This is a genomic window from Paenibacillus senegalimassiliensis (assembly GCF_001486585.1).
GTDB classification, from domain to species: domain Bacteria; phylum Bacillota; class Bacilli; order Paenibacillales; family Paenibacillaceae; genus Fontibacillus; species Fontibacillus senegalimassiliensis.
In genome coordinates this window covers 418329-434645 of the sequence record NZ_LN909046.1, presented here as the reverse complement: position 1 = coordinate 434645, position 16317 = coordinate 418329, and the positions used below count along the sequence as shown (strand labels likewise).

Annotated in this window: 15 protein-coding genes; 3 read left to right on the top strand and 12 right to left on the bottom strand. The window is 45.7% G+C overall.

The genetic code is table 11. The features are described from left to right. Positions 1-5: 5 nt before the first annotated feature. From bshC to BN3279_RS15930, 9 genes are all read right to left on the bottom strand, one after another. Positions 6-1646, bottom strand: a complete 1641-nt coding sequence (bshC, locus tag BN3279_RS15970; protein ID WP_059052170.1) for a bacillithiol biosynthesis cysteine-adding enzyme BshC — start codon at positions 1644-1646, stop codon at positions 6-8. Between the two features lie 151 nt (positions 1647-1797). After that, positions 1798-2742, bottom strand: coding sequence for an ABC transporter ATP-binding protein (locus BN3279_RS15965; RefSeq protein ID WP_059052169.1), 945 nt, complete (start codon positions 2740-2742; stop codon positions 1798-1800). Further along, positions 2739-3734 (bottom strand): ABC transporter ATP-binding protein, encoded by a 996-nt coding sequence (locus BN3279_RS15960; RefSeq protein WP_059052168.1) that lies wholly within the window; start codon positions 3732-3734, stop codon positions 2739-2741. The genes BN3279_RS15965 and BN3279_RS15960 overlap by 4 nt, the downstream gene beginning before the upstream one ends. 12 nt (positions 3735-3746) lie before the next feature. Beyond that, entirely contained in the window at positions 3747-4715 is a 969-nt protein-coding gene (locus tag BN3279_RS15955) for an ABC transporter permease (RefSeq protein WP_059052167.1), read from the bottom strand. A gap of 6 nt (positions 4716-4721) precedes the next feature. After that, a complete protein-coding gene (locus BN3279_RS15950) occupies positions 4722-5654 on the bottom strand; it encodes an ABC transporter permease (protein WP_059052166.1) in 933 nt (310 codons plus the stop codon). Positions 5655-5850: 196 nt separating this feature from the next. Then, positions 5851-7566 (bottom strand): peptide ABC transporter substrate-binding protein, encoded by a 1716-nt coding sequence (locus BN3279_RS15945; protein ID WP_059052165.1) that lies wholly within the window; start codon positions 7564-7566, stop codon positions 5851-5853. Between the two features lie 222 nt (positions 7567-7788). Next, positions 7789-8172, bottom strand: coding sequence for a DUF3397 domain-containing protein (locus BN3279_RS15940; RefSeq protein ID WP_059052164.1), 384 nt, complete (start codon positions 8170-8172; stop codon positions 7789-7791). Positions 8173-8464: 292 nt separating this feature from the next. Beyond that, positions 8465-9412, bottom strand: a complete 948-nt coding sequence (locus tag BN3279_RS15935) for a ketopantoate reductase family protein (RefSeq protein WP_059052163.1) — start codon at positions 9410-9412, stop codon at positions 8465-8467. A gap of 125 nt (positions 9413-9537) precedes the next feature. After that, positions 9538-10191, bottom strand: coding sequence for an RsfA family transcriptional regulator (locus tag BN3279_RS15930; protein ID WP_059052162.1), 654 nt, complete (start codon positions 10189-10191; stop codon positions 9538-9540). A 341-nt stretch (positions 10192-10532) separates the two neighbouring features. Between BN3279_RS15930 and BN3279_RS15925 the strand changes: the two genes are divergently transcribed. Beyond that, positions 10533-10769: a DUF2626 family protein gene (locus tag BN3279_RS15925; RefSeq protein WP_059052161.1), complete on the top strand. Its 237-nt coding sequence runs from the start codon at positions 10533-10535 to the stop codon at positions 10767-10769. A 126-nt stretch (positions 10770-10895) separates the two neighbouring features. Next, positions 10896-11972 (top strand): coiled-coil domain-containing protein, encoded by a 1077-nt coding sequence (locus BN3279_RS15920; RefSeq protein WP_082673104.1) that lies wholly within the window; start codon positions 10896-10898, stop codon positions 11970-11972. Positions 11973-11988: 16 nt separating this feature from the next. On the opposite strand, the gene BN3279_RS15915 is transcribed toward BN3279_RS15920, so the two are convergent. Then, positions 11989-13266: an ABC transporter substrate-binding protein gene (locus tag BN3279_RS15915; RefSeq protein ID WP_059052159.1), complete on the bottom strand. Its 1278-nt coding sequence runs from the start codon at positions 13264-13266 to the stop codon at positions 11989-11991. Positions 13267-13665: 399 nt separating this feature from the next. Continuing rightward, positions 13666-14997 (bottom strand): PhoH family protein, encoded by a 1332-nt coding sequence (locus BN3279_RS15910; protein WP_059054467.1) that lies wholly within the window; start codon positions 14995-14997, stop codon positions 13666-13668. A gap of 134 nt (positions 14998-15131) precedes the next feature. Between BN3279_RS15910 and BN3279_RS15905 the strand changes: the two genes are divergently transcribed. Beyond that, entirely contained in the window at positions 15132-15719 is a 588-nt protein-coding gene (locus BN3279_RS15905; RefSeq protein WP_059052158.1) for a YhcN/YlaJ family sporulation lipoprotein, read from the top strand. A 38-nt stretch (positions 15720-15757) separates the two neighbouring features. On the opposite strand, the gene BN3279_RS15900 is transcribed toward BN3279_RS15905, so the two are convergent. Continuing rightward, positions 15758-16210 carry a pyridoxamine 5'-phosphate oxidase family protein gene (locus tag BN3279_RS15900; RefSeq protein WP_059052157.1) on the bottom strand — a complete coding sequence of 151 codons (453 nt, stop codon included), beginning with the start codon at positions 16208-16210 and terminating at the stop codon, positions 15758-15760. Positions 16211-16317 lie beyond the last annotated feature (107 nt).

Genomic DNA, 16317 nt, shown 5'->3' with positions numbered 1-16317 from the left:
TCCTCCTATAAATAGATAATGCGATGCTTCCCAGTCTCGTCATAAGAAATATCCATCAGACCATCGATCCAGTCAAGTCCAAACCGATTGAGATAATAAAAGATATTGTAAACCCTCTCTTGTGGCTTATTCAAGGGGAACAAGGATAATTCGATCCGGTCCAACTGACGAAGGCCGGTGTCATGATTTCTGGCTAGTGCATCCTTTGTCTTGCCCCGCAGATAATTCATCTGCTCGATAATCTTGTCCCGATTGATGCCGCCAAGCTTATGTAGACCTTTGTCAATGCTGAATAACTGTTCAATAAGCGGATTGTACATATCTGTAAATGTCCCAATCACTTCATCAAATCGGGTATCGGTTTGCAATGCATCCTGAGCAGACAGCCAAGCTTCGCGCTTCTGACGGAAGCCTTCACGCTCCTTCACATCATTCCACTTCAGCGCGTACTTGTTCATATATTTCTGCACCGTCGGTTCCACAACCGTGAAGGACTCACGAGGAAGCAGCAATGGCATACGTAAGCCCAGCTTGCGGAAGGCACGCCGAGTCAGCCCCCAATATGATATTTCCCCAGGACCCAGCACTGTAGCCAGTACCGGCAGCACGCTGTCCTGCATCAACGGACGAGTAAGGACATTATTACTAAAGCGTTCCGGATACTTATGCAGTTCAGCCAGCAGCTCTTCCTGTGAGAAGGATACCTTATGCTTACGATCACTATAGCGGCCCGACTGCTTGAAGAGCAACCGACGCTCATGGTCGTCAACATAAAATAAATTGGCTCCACCCTCTGCTACTTCAGCAGAGGGGGTATAGCCCAAATCAGCCATATCACGCACTGCATCGAAATAAGCACTCTCAAGCTCATCATTCTGAGCAATAATTGCCTCGAAAACCGGAAGCTCCAATTGGCGTAGCTTGGGATCTGCTGAATCCAGCAGTATTAGTCCGTACTTGCCAAACAAATTGCCCATCAGTCGAGCAAACATCTCACTCAGGCTTGATGCATCCTTGCCTTGCAATTGATGTGCCATGTCCAATAGTTGCGCCTTGAACTCACTGTCCGGAAGCTGTTGCTCCAGCTCAGCCACCGCTCGTTCCCACTCCTTCGAGCTAACGCTGGTATAACTGACAGGGCCCCGATCCACCGCATCACGATGGACACGAATACGCCCGACCTGGAGCTCCGGAGACAAAAAATAAGAATGATTTACTTCATCCCAATCATGATCCTCCCCGGCAATCCAGAATACCGGCACCACCGGACGCTGCAATTGAGCTGAAGCCTTCTTGGCCGCTTTGATTACCGTCAGTGCCTTATAAATAACCAGTAGCGGCCCAGTAAACAATCCGCTTTGCTGACCACCTACAATGACCGCCGCTCCAGGTTGCTCCAATTCAGAAATTGCCTGCTCCACAGCCGGATGTGGGTTAAACTCACGGTTATACCCACGCAGATAAGTCGCTAGGTCAGCCCTTCCGAGACGTGTATGCTCGGATTCGTCCAGCCATGCCGCACGCTTACTCCAACTCGTGGACTGAGCCGGATCACTTTCATATAACAACTCGACCGCAGAGAACTGATTTACATAAACCTCAGCCAGCGGTTGAGCGGATGATAGTTGTTCTTGAACCACATTCATCAGGTCAAATCCTCCTGTTCTCCATCAAACCTTTCTTGATTGTACCGGATGTCCGGCTGCTCCGTCAAAGAACTTCTAACTTTTTGTAACCTTGGACAAAAAAACTCCCGCAGCATCAAATTATGCTGCAGGAGTTTGCTTCTATATTAGATTAACCTTTTTTCGGCATGGATACGAAATGACCTTTGGACACTTCGACAAGCTCGGAATTGTCCAGATCAAACAATCCGTTACCAGCATCGCCATCTTTGGAACTAATCGGTCCACTCGCTGTATCCTCCAAGTGAATCCGTTTCTTGTTAGCCTCCACTTCCGGATCGGGAATCGGAATAGCGGACAAGAGTGTTTTTGTATAAGGATGCGTCGGATTGGCGTAGAGTTCTTCACTTTCGGCCAGTTCCACGATTCGTCCCATATACATCACCGCAACGCGGTCACTGATATGCTTAACCATGGACAAGTCATGGGCGATAAACAAATAAGTCAATCCCAGGCGATCCTGCAAGTCCTCAAGCAAGTTAACTACCTGCGCCTGAATGGATACATCCAGCGCCGAGATTGGTTCATCACAGATGATGAATTTAGGATTTACCGCAAGTGCACGAGCAATCCCGATCCGTTGGCGTTGGCCCCCGGAGAATTCATGTGGATAACGGGTAGCATGGTCAGGATTCAAGCCGACCAGGTCAAGCAGTTCCTCTACGCGTTTCTTACGCTCAGCACGGGAGCCTGCCATCTTATGGATATCCAGGGCTTCACCAATGATATCCGTGACGGTAAACCGTGGATTAAGTGAAGCATAAGGGTCCTGGAAGATAATTTGCATATCCCGACGCATAGCCTTCATTTTACCGGGCGACAGCTTATTGATGTCGACACCATTAAACCGAACACTCCCGGCCGTTGGCTCATAGAGGCGAAGAATCGTACGACCAGCAGTGGATTTACCACAGCCGGATTCGCCTACCAAACCTAATGTCTCACCTTCGGCGATGGAGAAGTTGATATCATTAACGGCCTTCAACACATTGCCGCCGCCGACATTAAAATATTTCTTTAAACCTTCAACCTCGATTAGGGTTTTTCCATTACTCATGACGATTGTACCTCCTTAGCCATCGGATGCAGATCCCAGCAGCGGGCCAGGTGCGAATCGCTAAACACAGTGGCTTCTGGATCAATACGTTCGCAAATCGTCATCGCATGATCACAACGGGCGGCAAAAGGACAACCAATTGGCGGCTTGATCAAGTCAGGCGGCGTACCGATAATCGGAATCAACGGTTCCCCCTTCTTCTGGTCCAGACGCGGCATGGAGCGCAACAATCCCTTGGTATATGGATGCTGCGGATTTTTGAAGATCTCCCATTTGGTTCCGGTCTCTACCACTTCACCGGCATACATGACGATGACGCGGTCGCACATCCCGGCAACTACACCGAGATCATGGGTAATTAGGATAATAGAAGTACCCAGACGGGCCTGCATATCCTTCATAACGTCCATAATTTGTGCCTGAATCGTTACGTCAAGCGCTGTTGTAGGTTCGTCCGCAATTAACAGCGCAGGACGGCAAGCGAGGGCAATCGCAATCATGACACGTTGACGCATGCCCCCGGAAAATTCGTGAGGATATTGGTTAAAGCGAGCCTCTGCATTTTTGATGCCAACAAGCTTGAGCATTTCAACAGCTTGTTTTTTGGCTTCGGCCGCTGACATATTCTGATGTTTGATTAATACTTCAGTAATTTGTCGGCCTACCTTAATCGTAGGATTGAGGGAAGTCATCGGGTCCTGAAATATCATGCCAATATCTTTACCGCGGATTGATTCCATATGCTTGTCGCTTGTTTTCAACAGGTTTTGCCCTTGAAAAATAATTTCACCTTGCTTAATGATAGATGGAGGGGACGGAATCAAGCGCATGATCGTTTGGGCCGTGACACTCTTGCCACTGCCGGATTCGCCGACGATCGCAACCGTTTCGCCTTTCCCCACTTCAAAGTTCATCCCGCGAACAGCCTTAACTTCTCCACCGTTCACTTGGAAGGAAACATGCAAATCTTTGATTTGTAAAATCGGCTCCAATCTTTCCACCCCCTATTTTTTCAATTTTGGATCAAGCGCGTCACGAAGACCGTCGCCGAAGATGTTAAATGCAAGCATGATCAAACTGATTAAGATTGCCGGGAACAGCATCCGCCAAGGATAGTACAACCAGCCGGTCAATGCATCATTAATCATCGATCCAAGGGAAGCAACTGGGGCTTGCACACCAAGGCCAAGGAAGCTTAAGAAGGCTTCGGCAAAAATTGCATTAGGTACGGACAAAGTCACCGTAACGATGATCGGACCAACCGCATTCGGCAGCAAGTGACGGAACAACAAACGTCCCGAGCCAGCACCCATCGAACGGGAGGCCAATACGAATTCACGGTTTTTGAGTTGCATAATTTCACCACGAACAATCCATGACATATTGATCCAGCCTGTAATGGTCAAGGCCAGTATGATCGTTCCAAGGCTTGGCTCCAGCACAACCAGCAACAAGATCGTAACGAGCAGATAAGGAATGGAATACAGAATTTCGGAGAACTTGTTCATAATTTCATCCACACGTCCACCAAAATAGCCCATAATCCCACCATATATTACGCCGATCAGAAGGTCGATACAAGCAGCAGCCAAACCAACGATTAAGGAAATCTGCGCCCCTGTCCAGGTACGGATAAACATATCACGTCCAAGATCATCTGTTCCAAACCAGTGAGTGGAAGAAAAAGAAGGAGGTGCATTTGTATTCAACAGATCATTCGTATAATAATTGTAACCGTAAATTTTACCAACCAGCCACGGAGCAACCCATGCTGTAATTGTAATTACTATCAGTATCAACAATGCGGTCATGGCCAATTTGTTTTCACGCAATCGTTGCCAGGCATCACGCCACGCCGAGATACTCTCGCGTTGAATGACCTCCGCTTCCTTCTCGTCTGTTCCGATCTTGCGGAAATCCTCAGGTCTAAGGTCGGCAGGAGAAGGCATCACTTTAATCGGGTTAGTATCCATACTCCGTTAGCCCTCCTTCCCTTTTGTAAGCTTAATCCGCGGATCTACAAACACATAAGCAATATCAGTGATAAATCGGGCAAGCATCAGCAGAATACCGTAGAAGATTGTTATCCCCATAATTACAGGATAATCACGCCCACCGATAGCTTGTACAAATTGTTTACCAATCCCACCGATACCGAAAATTTGTTCAATAACAACTGAACCCGTTACGATATTGGCAGTCATCGGTCCAACATAGGTAATCACTGGCATAATCCCGTTTCGAATAACATGGCGGGACAAGATAGCCATCCAGCCAAGTCCTTTGGCTTTAGCTGTCTTGATATAATCCGCATGTAACACTTCCAGCATGCTTGAGCGGGTAAGACGTGCGATAAACGCAATCGGCTGAGCCGTCAAAGCCGCCACAGGCAAGACATAGTACAAGGGTCCCTTAAAGCCCATTGTTGGCAACCAGTGTAGTTTGGACGCAAATACATATTGCAGCAGAGATGCGATAACAAAGCTTGGTACTGCAATCCCGAGTACAGCAACCACCATTGCAATATTATCAATCAGCTTGCGATGATATAATGCTGCCAACATCCCCAGCAGGACACCAACCACGATCGCTACAACAATCGCTACCGACCCAAGCTTCAGTGAAGCAGAGAAGGTCTGACTTATAATATCGGATACATCCTGATTAATAAGCTTCATCGAGATTCCTAAATCGCCCTGTACAACATCACCTAGATACTTAAAATATTGTTGGTAAACGGGCTTGTCTAATCCGTATTGTTCATACAGACGTTCCTGAATTGCAGCTGGGACTTTTTTCTCTGACGTAAAAGGATCGCCCGGAATGGCTTTCATCAGGAAGAAAGTAGCTGAAATCAAAATAAATAGCGAGACCAACATGAAAAAAAACTTATTGGCTATATAACGTACCACGCCCGCCCACACCTCCTTAACAAAAAATTTCGACACAAATCGATTTTAGGTGAAAATGCTCACTTTGTCTAATCCATATATTTGTATAAGGACAAAAAGCTTGGAAGAAGACCACACACAAAAAAAACGGGATATATATGGAATACCCACATATATATCCCGACATCTCTATTTAATTTAACACCAATGTCATTAATTATTTTTCCGTCAAGTAAGCACGAGAGTAATCGATTGCACCACTGTAATCAAGTACTGCACCTTTTAGGTTCGGTTTAGTTGCGGAAACACTAGTGTAGTAGTAAACAGGCATCAAGACCTGCTCATCGCGAATCAGAATTTGTTCTGCTTTCACGAAGTTTTCTTGACGTTTCGCCAGATCTTCAGAAGTCTTAGCTTCTTGGATCAGCTTGTCATATTCTGCATTCGAGAAGAATGCATCATTGTTACCACCGTCAGTTACCCACATATCCAAGAAAGTCATTGGATCATTGTAGTCAGCTACCCAACCTGCACGTGCAACTTGGTAGTTACCGCTTTGACGATTTTCAAGGAATACAGCCCATTCTTGGTTTTCAGTTTTCACATCAACCCCAAGGTTGTTTTTCCACATATCTGTAATTGCCAAGGCAATTTTCTTATGTGCTTCACTGGAGTTGTAGATCAAAGTGATTGCAGGCAATGTAGTGTAGCCTTCTTCTTGCATACCTTCTTCAAGCAGCTTTTTGGCTTCCTCTACATTTTCTCCAAACAGTTCACTATCTTTGCTTTCTGTGCGGAATTCATCGTTCAACCCTTTGATACCTGGAGGTACGAAACCAAAGGCAGGAATTTGACCACCAAGGGTTACTTTATCTACAATCAATTGACGATCGATTGCCATAGAGAAAGCTTTACGAATTTTTGCATTGTCAAATGGTGCAGCAGTTACGTTAAACTCATAGTAATACGTACTTGCAGTCCCTTTGATTTGCAATTCATCTTTCAATTGATCTTTTAGAATCGGAATTTGGTCGGTTGGAATTTCGCCGTTAGGATGACCGGCACGATCCAATTCGCCGTTTTGGTAACTTGCCAACTCAGTAGCACTACTGTTAACGATAGACATATTAATTTTGTTCAATTTAATGTTGTCTTTATCCCAATAGCTTTCACTTTTAGTCAATTCAATTGTTTGACCTTTAATCCAGCTTGTCAGGGTAAATTCACCGTTTACGATCATTTTGCTTTGATCAACGGCCCATTTCTCATCATCCTTAACAGATTGATGAACCGGGAAGAAAGTATAGAAAGAAGTCAGACCCAAGAAATAAGGAGTAGGCGTAACCAATTCCACTTCAAGCGTGTAATCATCAACTGCTTTTACACCAACTTGACTGAAATCAGTAATTTCTCCTCCATTATATTGTTCTGCATTTTTGATGTAGTACAATTGGTACGAATATGGAGGTGCTGGAGTTGTGTTCGGGTTAAGCACACGTTCCCAAGCAAATACAAAGTCATTTGCCGTTACAGGATCGCCGTTGCTCCATACTCCGTCTTGACGAAGATGGAAGGTGTATTTGGCACCATCAATCTCCCAGCTTTCAGCAGCCCCTGGAAGGGATTGACCGGACTCATCCATACGAGTCAAGCCATCATACATCAAGTTCAGGACCGTGTTAGCTTGGCTATCTTGAGCTTGGCCAGGGTCGAAAGTTGGCGGTTCAGCACTCATGTTAATTCTAAGTGTTTGGTCGGCAGCCAATTTCTCTTCACCACTGTTACCGCTATCGGTAGCTGTGTTGTTTCCTCCGTTTGCTGCGCCACCATTAGCAGCACCATTGTTTCCGCCATTCGAACCGCAAGCGGCAAGTAAAGTACCGACTGCAAGAACGAGCGTCAGAAGAAGCAATAGACTTTTATTCTTCTTCATCTAGCAATATCCCCCTTAAAATGTTGTGGTATATGTTTTTAGATTATACAACCAGCGGTCAAAAAAATCCAACACAAATTTTAAGATTTTACATTTCATTTGACAAAATTAGCGGTTTTCCTTAACAAAATAGTCCAATATACAATATTGACAATTGTTTTTCTTAACAATTAACCCCGTATGTCACTGATTTATTCGTCATTTCGCTTTATTTAGCTTAACCTAAATTGAAGAAATATATGTAATCATGCTAATCAGGAACAATAAAATATAGGCAATGCCCGTTCCTGCAAACGCTAATCGCCATACAACGCGCAGCAATTTCCGTACATCGGCTTTTCCCTTCACACGCGTCTGCATCCCGCCAATCAACCCACCCATAATCAATAATATGATCAAAATAAGATAAAAACCGAAGGTCGAATGAAATACATTGTTGAACAAAGCCGATACCGAAAAGATCAAAAATAGCGTGGTGACATCCATAGCCAGCTTAAGCGCCGCTTTCTTATCATGCCGGAGAAAGAGATGAATGAAGTAAACTAGGAAAAATGGAACGAATGGGACGATGGCCAACACAATAAAGGAAGAGACTAAAGCTTTCAATGCCACACCTCCTTCAATAGATTATAAGCGTTAAGAAAAACCTAACCTGATAAGTGAACGACTTGATTTTTATATGCATGTTAGGTTATAAATATAAATTCACCTGACGACAAATTATACGGTATAGGTATTTTTCGACAAAAGGCCGGGAAATCCTGCTGTTCTTAGTGGAATAACCGAGTTTTTTTCCATCTTAGAGGAAATAAATTTTAATAATCATATGGTATTTTATAACTTTACTTCATTAATATATAATAAAATCTATCATCATCCATGAATAACCATTTTAGTGTCATTTATCCTCGAAAGCACGAACCAGTCTCCATACCATCTCATGACCCGGTGCAACAATTCCTTTAGCACGAGCCATCTCAACCAATCGTCCATTGATATAATCAATCTCCGTAGGGTTCCCTTCCAGCACATCCCCCAGCATAGACGACGTGTTCGAAGAAGTTGCTTGGCATACAGCGACAACTTGCTCATACAACTCTGTACCTAGGTTAATTCCATAAGCAGCACAGATCTGCTCCCCCTCACGGCATAATTGCCGAAGTATGGACAGGCGTTCTTCTGTAGCCAACAACTGACCATTTGATATTCTCCATAAGGCGGTAAGCGGGTTGATTGCAGAATTAATTAATAACTTCCAGTAGATCTCCTTGCTGATATTTTCCGCTATAACTGTAAGAACCCCCGCTTTTTGAAGCATACTTACTGCCGCCTCTTCCGCAAGATGGGTGGACATAGCATCGTTAATACCACCGATTTTCGTCTCTCCATGACCCGAACGCGTTACACTTCCCCCATCCGTCCGCTTTGCTCCCTCGGTCGTAATTGCAGCAAGCAAGATGCTATCAGGCAGCACTTTCCTGATTTTCTCCATATGCCCCATTCCATTTTGGAAGCATACCCACCTGGTGCTAGCCTGAATTATTTTTTTGAGCTTGTACAATAAACTCTCATCTATATCCTTTTGTTTAAGAGTAAGCAATAGCCACTCCACTTCAATTAACGGCAATGTCCCTTCCGTGAGCTCATTCAGACAAACAGCCTCAAATTCTTCTCCCCGAATCATCTGCTGCTTACCGTCCGCCTCAATCAACCGGATTCCCTCTTTCTTCAAGAGAAGAGACTGCTCTTTGGTTCTTGTCCAGAATCTTACCTTCTCCCCCGCCAGTACCAGCTTACTGCCAAACAATAAACCCAGGGCTCCCGCCCCAACAATGTCTATCCCCATACTTAGTACCGCCCTTTCAATCAACTTTCTCTGGTCAATACTTCCTATTAATGTTTATAACAGACCTGCCCCTCTGCACGCAAAAAAGCCGCCTTATCGGCGGATTTTCGCTTACTCACTTATTCTTATTCAATACGTTCTAAATTGCCGTTAGCATCCATCTTGAACCTTGACTTACTTTCATCTTCCTCTTCATTTAAGAAAGCGAGTCGTCTGGCGCGATCCATAATTTGAATCAACGCCTTGTAATCATCGTTGACTACCCGATAATCGGTCTGAACCTCATTGACCTGGGCTGACAAGCGGTCATTCTCTTCGCGAAGTACGGCAAGTTCCTCGTCTTTCTCCTGCAGCTCCTTCTCAAGCAACTTCACATGGCGGTTCGTATCCTGAACCGTATTCTTCCATCCACGCAGGAAACGAATAACCGCATCAATGGAAATCGTCTCTTCCGTGACGACATCACTCCGGTACCCCCCATCATCCACCTCTACCGAGGTCAAGGACGCAATACCGGAACTTACCGATAATGGAGCCTGCTTCTTTAAATAATTACGTTTTTGTCTCTGAGCCTTGGCAATACCAATGGCCGCCTCGTATTTCTTGCGGACACAACTGTTCCAACGGAATCCGCAAGCGGCAGCCGTTCGACCAATACGCTCCCCGACTTCTTCAAAGGCAGTTAACTGTGTGCTGCCCTCGCGAATATGCCGAAGCGTCACCTCGGCCAAAATCAAATCATCTTCTGTACTCCATGCATCTTGTCTCACCGCTGTCATGCTATAAAAACCTCCTAACGACATCCTAATCTGACCGTCTTCTCACCAGCATTTGGTGAGCGTATGGATAAAATGCTTCTTACTTCATTTCTATGCCTCTCATAGAGTTCATAGAATCTATTTGATACTAAAATGTATTTCCAAAATCAAGGTTGTCCATACATGACACAGATCGAAATAAATTTCTTTAGTTCAACCAAACAATAAGAGACATTAAATAAATCACAATTGCAATATATTTATTTGTCATAATGTTGACTTTTCGTTTACACTTCCCAGCCTAAAGGTTATAATTAGGGGAAAATAGGTTGTCGTGATACATAAGAAAGGGGGATTTATTCGTGGCACGCATGTTCCGTGTTCTTGGTTTCTTCACCCTGATCATTGGACTGATGGCGTTTGCGGGTGATCTGACAGAAATGGCTTTGCTTTTCTTCATGCAAACGGCGTTTTTCGTTCTCTTCGGTTACCTTAAGTTTACGGAAAGAACCTACATCCTGCTCTTTTGGGGGTACATGATCGTCGCTTTTACTGGCTTTAGCTACTGGACAATTTTCAAGATGGGCTTACCCCTGTAATTTAAAATTTATACACTCAAGAAGACGCTTCGGTCTAAGACCGGAACGTCTTTTTTCATAACTGTTGCTATTTTTGATGCCTGCCCACATATATATAGTACAACTATGAACAGGAGAGGATCGCTTTTGAGAAAACGCAGATTGTCCTTGTTTCTGTTGCTATTCCTATTCGCTACCTATCCTTTCTCCGCGACCCTTCAGGCCGCACCGTTCTCCCCGCAGGAACAACAGGTACTTGAACAAAGCTTATCGATCAAAGAAATTGACCGGGAGATTAACCGGATTGAAATACAACAAAACCAAATGCAAATCGATCTTGCCAAATTAGAGGAGCGTCTGGAGGCTAAAAATCAGCAAATCCACACCAGTCGTGAACGAGCCGGAGCGAGACTGCGTGCTTATTACATGGGAGAACAGCAGAACTTCTTAGGTGCGTTGCTCTCTGCCGGCAGCTTGAAAGATTTCTTTGCCATGATTGATTATTATGCCATCATTTTGGAGCGTGACCGTATCGTACTGCAAGATTACAAAAACGAGTATGCCTCACTGTCGACCATCAAACAGCAGCTAGACAATCGTCTGCTTGAATTGGACCGATCAAAGATTGAGCTTAGACAACAGCGAAGCAGAGTAGCCTCATTACGACAATACGTAGATGAATCAATAGCACTTAGTGCAGATCCCGAGAAGCTGCAAGCCATGATTGAAGAATTGACCGCCTACTGGGAGCATACCGGACTACTTGAGCTACGCAAATATTTCCAGGCCTTGGCCTCTGCGATGTCACAGTTCCCCAGCTTCCTCTCTCAGTATGAGAACAGTCTTATCTCTGAGAAGGGCGGATATCAGCTTGTAATTCAAGAACAAGAACTTAATGAATTTCTACATCGTCAAAACGAGCTTCTGCAAGATATAAATTTCCAATTTGAGCAAGACAAAATTGTTGTTCAAGGCAGTCAGGAGGGATTGGAACTTAAGGTCGAAGGCCATTACACGGTAGAGCAGGAACCGGTTAACTCCATCACCTTCCATGTTGATCGCTTAATGTTCAACGGGCTCGCCTTGCCCGATACCACGCGCCAGGAATTGGAGCATGATTTTGATTTGGGCTTTTATCCCAAAAAAATAGTCCCCTTTGTGGAGGCAACTGCCGTGGCCGTCTCTAAGGGAACTCTGATTGTTAAGCTAAAATTATCATTATGATTGCGGCTACGCTAAGCTATTTGCCAATTTGAATTAATGAAGCGCGATATTGCTTCGCGTTGATCTCCGCCTGAAGATAAGTGGATGTGGCTTGTGCCAGTTGCTCCATTTGCCTTGGCAATAAAGGTCCAGCAGGCAAAGCCCCGCCTGAACCAGCAGCGAGGGCAGGTGGAACCCAGTTTGGCATGATAGGATTACCCGCTTCGTAATACATGGTCTTTATCACCGGAAGATGCCCTGTAGCCTCATACCAGCGAGGCTGATTTAACGCAGCGGTCATCTCGGAAATCCACATCCCTGCGGCTTCGGGATGATCTGTCTGCGAGGATACTACATAACTCCTTCCGGAAATCCACGTTGTTCTCATATTCGGTTTGATATCAGGCAGCCAAATTGAGACGGAAGTCGTGCCGACCATTTGCTTACCTATCTCTGAAGCTGGGGCCAGAATCATGGGCAACTCCCCTGCTAATAAAGGCTGCCAGGCATCTGCTCCGAATGATTGCTCCCCGTTCAGATCAACCATGCCGGGCCGCAGCAGTTCCAACTGCTGCACCAGCAATGGTACCTTCTCCTCCGCAACAAAGGGAAACGTCGTATATTCCGAAGCCGCTCCGCCTGCAAGCTGCCATAATAAAGTTATAGCCGCATAGGGGTCGTGATAATCCAGACCCAGGAGAGGCGTGTCAGGATTTTGTTTCTGATAAGCTGTGAGTAGTGTTGTCCACTCCGCCTCCGAGGCCGGAACTTGCTCCAAGCCGAATAGCTTTAACTGAGCAACGTCGTACACAAACACATAAGGATCTATATCTAGTGGTACTCCCCATACATAACCATTCCATTCGTTAGGAAGTAAGGATAAGCCAAGTACCTCGCCCGACAAGGAGCCCGCGTAGTAGCCTTCCGTCGGCAGCAGATATCCATCCGCCGCAAACCGGCGAATGGATGTATTATTCATTAACAGCACATCAGGAGATTCGCCGAGCTTCATCAATCTCCGCTGGTAAGCCTCATAGGTCTCCGTAGAAGGAACGTTTATCAGCTCGACTTGTACGGAGTAAGTGTCCATAAATTGGCGGTTCATCTCGTCAAGTCGCCTGAAGTCAGAATCGTCCATCTGTACAGCTACTCGAATTTGACCCGTCTCCTCCTGGATTTGCTGCTCTTGAGGGTGAACAGGCTGAGACTCTCCACGATCTTCGGAACGAATCAATGTGGTTTCTTCACTAGGAGACAAGCTAATCAATGCGAGCAGCAAAACAGCAAACAGCAATCCATGGTTTTTTCGCTTCACACCAGTTTCTTCCTCTCCGCAAATGTAGGAGCGTGAGCCAATTTGTTATCCGATACTCCACATTGTAGCAAATCGAAGCTTGACTTGTCCCGTAAATAATTGCTACATCTCCTAATAGAGGTGGTTCAAAAAGTCATCTTCCCAGAACGAAGTTGTTCAAGGAGTGAACTCGACATCGAATCTTGAATTCACCCGGGCCTTCCGTTGCTCACGTACCCACTACGTACGCTCCGCTACTCAGTCCCTAGCTTCATCCAACCTTCTCGGTCCTGAAAATTCGACTTTTTGAACACGTACTAATAGAGGTGGTTCAAAAAGATAGAGCCTGGCAAAAGGCAATGCTGCCAATTCCCAGGCTCTTGTTATTGAGAATAATATATTGTGCGATCAAGTAAAAGCTTACAGCAAATCGGCAGCTTGTTGAGCCAGCTTGGAGCGTTCGCCCTTCTCCAGGGTAATATGCCCGCTGAGACCCTGATCACGGAAGCGGTCTACCAGACTCGTTAGTCCATTACTGGAGAAGTCCAGATAAGGGTGATCAATCTGCTCAGGATCGCCCATCAGTATGATTTTACTGCCTTCCCCAACGCGCGATACGATGGTCTTCACTTCGTGACGTGACAAGTTCTGTGCTTCATCCACGATAATGAACTGTCCAGGGATCGAACGTCCGCGAATATACGTCAACGCCTCAACCTGAATACTGCCCAGTCCCATCAGAATCTTATCAATATCCCCGGATTTCTTGGTATCGAACAAAAATTCCAGGTTATCATAGATCGGCTGCATCCATGGCCGCAACTTCTCTTCTTTCTCCCCCGGGAGGTAACCGATATCCTTACCCATCGGGACAACCGGCCGCGCAATCAACAATTTCTTATACTTGTGTTCATCCTCGACCTTGAGAAGCCCGGCTGCCAAAGCTAATAATGTTTTCCCTGTTCCTGCCTTGCCGGTTATGGTAACCAAGGGAATATCATCATTCAGCAGCAACTCCAAAGCCATTCGCTGTTGGGCATTACGAGCGCTAATTCCCCAAACTGGCTCATTACTCAAATATAGCGGCTCCATCCTGGTAGCATCTTCATTAACCTTCAGCAAGGCAGATTTTCCACTGCCCATTTCATCTTTCAAAATAACAAACTCATGAGGGTAAAGGGTGAAATTTAAACCCATCGGCTTGATCGGTAATGAACGATACGTATAGAATTCATCAATGACCGATGGATGCACCTTAATGGTTGAATAGCCTGCATACATATCGCTTGGTCCTACGGTACGGTCGGACAAATAATCCTCGGCGGTTAGCCCCAGAACATCAGCTTTGATTCGAACCAAGACGTCCTTGCTAACCAGCACTACCGCACGTGGCTCAGGTTGCTCGGCTTCCTCCAAATGATAATTCAGAGCCACAGCAAGAATTCGGTTATCATTCGTGGCTTCCCCAAACATTTCCTGAACCTTGATGAAGCTACGATGATTCATCTCAACCTTGATTCGTCCGCCTCCCTTGAGCGGGACCCCATCATGTAAATGACCCGTCTCACGAAGTCCATCCAGCAAACGGGATACGCCCCTGGCGTTGCGTCCAATTTCGTCCGCATTACGTTTCTTGGTATCGATTTCCTCCAGCACAACGGCCGGAATAACCACCTCATGCTCCTCAAAGGCGAATATAGCATTTGGATCATGCAGCAGAACATTGGTATCCAATACAAAGATCTTTTTCACCATTATCCCCTCCACCGCGGTCATTGCAGCCTCTTTGAATTCGTACATAATTTTTGCCGTCCCGGGTAATCTAAGCTTGAATGTTAGAACCTGCGAATATCCCAAGAGCTCAATTCCGAAAGGACGGATGAAATATGCGAATTTGGCTGTGTTTGCTATTGTTAGCTTCCCTGCTGACGAGCTGCGGTACTAATACTGAAAAGGCATCACCCTCTCCACGAGATCAAACGGAGAATGTCCCCCGGGCACAAAGTGCAGATATGAATACCAACAATTTGACCGACAAAGAGAACTTGACAGATCGAGACAAACAAATCTATTTAGAGGAGCTTGTCACCAAGGTACCTGGCGTTCAAGGCGCACATTGTGTCATCATGGGCAAGACTGCCGTCGTTGGCATCGATGTAGACAGCAAGCTTGAACGAGCTCGTGTCGGAAGTATCAAATATACGGTAGCCGAAGCTCTGCGCAAAGATAAACACGGTGCTAACGCCATTGTTACAGCAGACATTGATTTAAATCAACGAATTGCAGAAATTGGGCAGAAAATTCGGGAAGGTCACCCAATCTCCGGCTTTGCCACCGAACTTGCAGACATCATCGGTCGGATTGTACCTCAGATGCCTAGCGACACCCAGCCACCAGAAGGTATAAACCCAAAGCAACTGCCTAAAACCCCTGGAAGCATTAAACAACAACAAAACCCGAAAAATCAACGTTAGTTTGTCCTTAACAGGAAAAAAGCCCAGCGAACAGATCGCTAGGCTTTTTTCATTGCGGCAAAGACTTGAGCATCCAGCATGTCCGCAGCACGCTGATCATAAGTTTTAGAATACTCTGGAGCAGACACCAACTGCGCGCCGTAGAACAGCGCATTGCGCACCGCGTCAATTTGAATGTCAAAGCAACACATCCGGAAGGATACTCCCTCCAGCGGGTCCTGAACCACCCTTGCCTGACCATTAATAGCATAGATCGTATCCTGGCCAAACACCGTCACTGTCACACGTGGGTTAGCCTGAATATTGCCAACCAGCCTGGAGCGGTGATCCAATGCCAGACGCAATGTAGCAGGATCGGCTGCATAAATCCAGGATATGGCACTGGATGTAGGCCCACCGGATTCCTGATCAATCGTGTTCAGCAAAACAAATGTTTCGGACTGGAAAGTGGCAAGAAGTGAATCGGATAATTGAGTAACAATCTCAGACATTACGACCAGCCCTCCTGTACATAGCCATTCATGGTTTGAACTGAAGACGTGTAGCTGTCCTGTTAAGTTAATTGTATTATATCACGGAGCAAAACTTGCATTCAATC

What these genes read in the sequence shown, in the direction of transcription:
- bshC (WP_059052170.1), bottom strand. Translation starts at nt 1,646, where the DNA reads ATGAATGTGGTTCAAGAACAACTATCATCCGCTCAACCGCTGGCTGAG.
- BN3279_RS15965 (WP_059052169.1), bottom strand. Translation starts at nt 2,742, where the DNA reads ATGAGTAATGGAAAAACCCTAATCGAGGTTGAAGGTTTAAAGAAATAT.
- BN3279_RS15955 (WP_059052167.1), bottom strand. Translation starts at nt 4,715, where the DNA reads ATGGATACTAACCCGATTAAAGTGATGCCTTCTCCTGCCGACCTTAGA.
- BN3279_RS15945 (WP_059052165.1), bottom strand. Translation starts at nt 7,566, where the DNA reads ATGAAGAAGAATAAAAGTCTATTGCTTCTTCTGACGCTCGTTCTTGCA.
- BN3279_RS15935 (WP_059052163.1), bottom strand. Translation starts at nt 9,412, where the DNA reads ATGGGGATAGACATTGTTGGGGCGGGAGCCCTGGGTTTATTGTTTGGC.
- BN3279_RS15930 (WP_059052162.1), bottom strand. Translation starts at nt 10,191, where the DNA reads ATGACAGCGGTGAGACAAGATGCATGGAGTACAGAAGATGATTTGATT.
- BN3279_RS15905 (WP_059052158.1), top strand. Translation starts at nt 15,132, where the DNA reads ATGCGAATTTGGCTGTGTTTGCTATTGTTAGCTTCCCTGCTGACGAGC.
- BN3279_RS15900 (WP_059052157.1), bottom strand. Translation starts at nt 16,210, where the DNA reads ATGTCTGAGATTGTTACTCAATTATCCGATTCACTTCTTGCCACTTTC.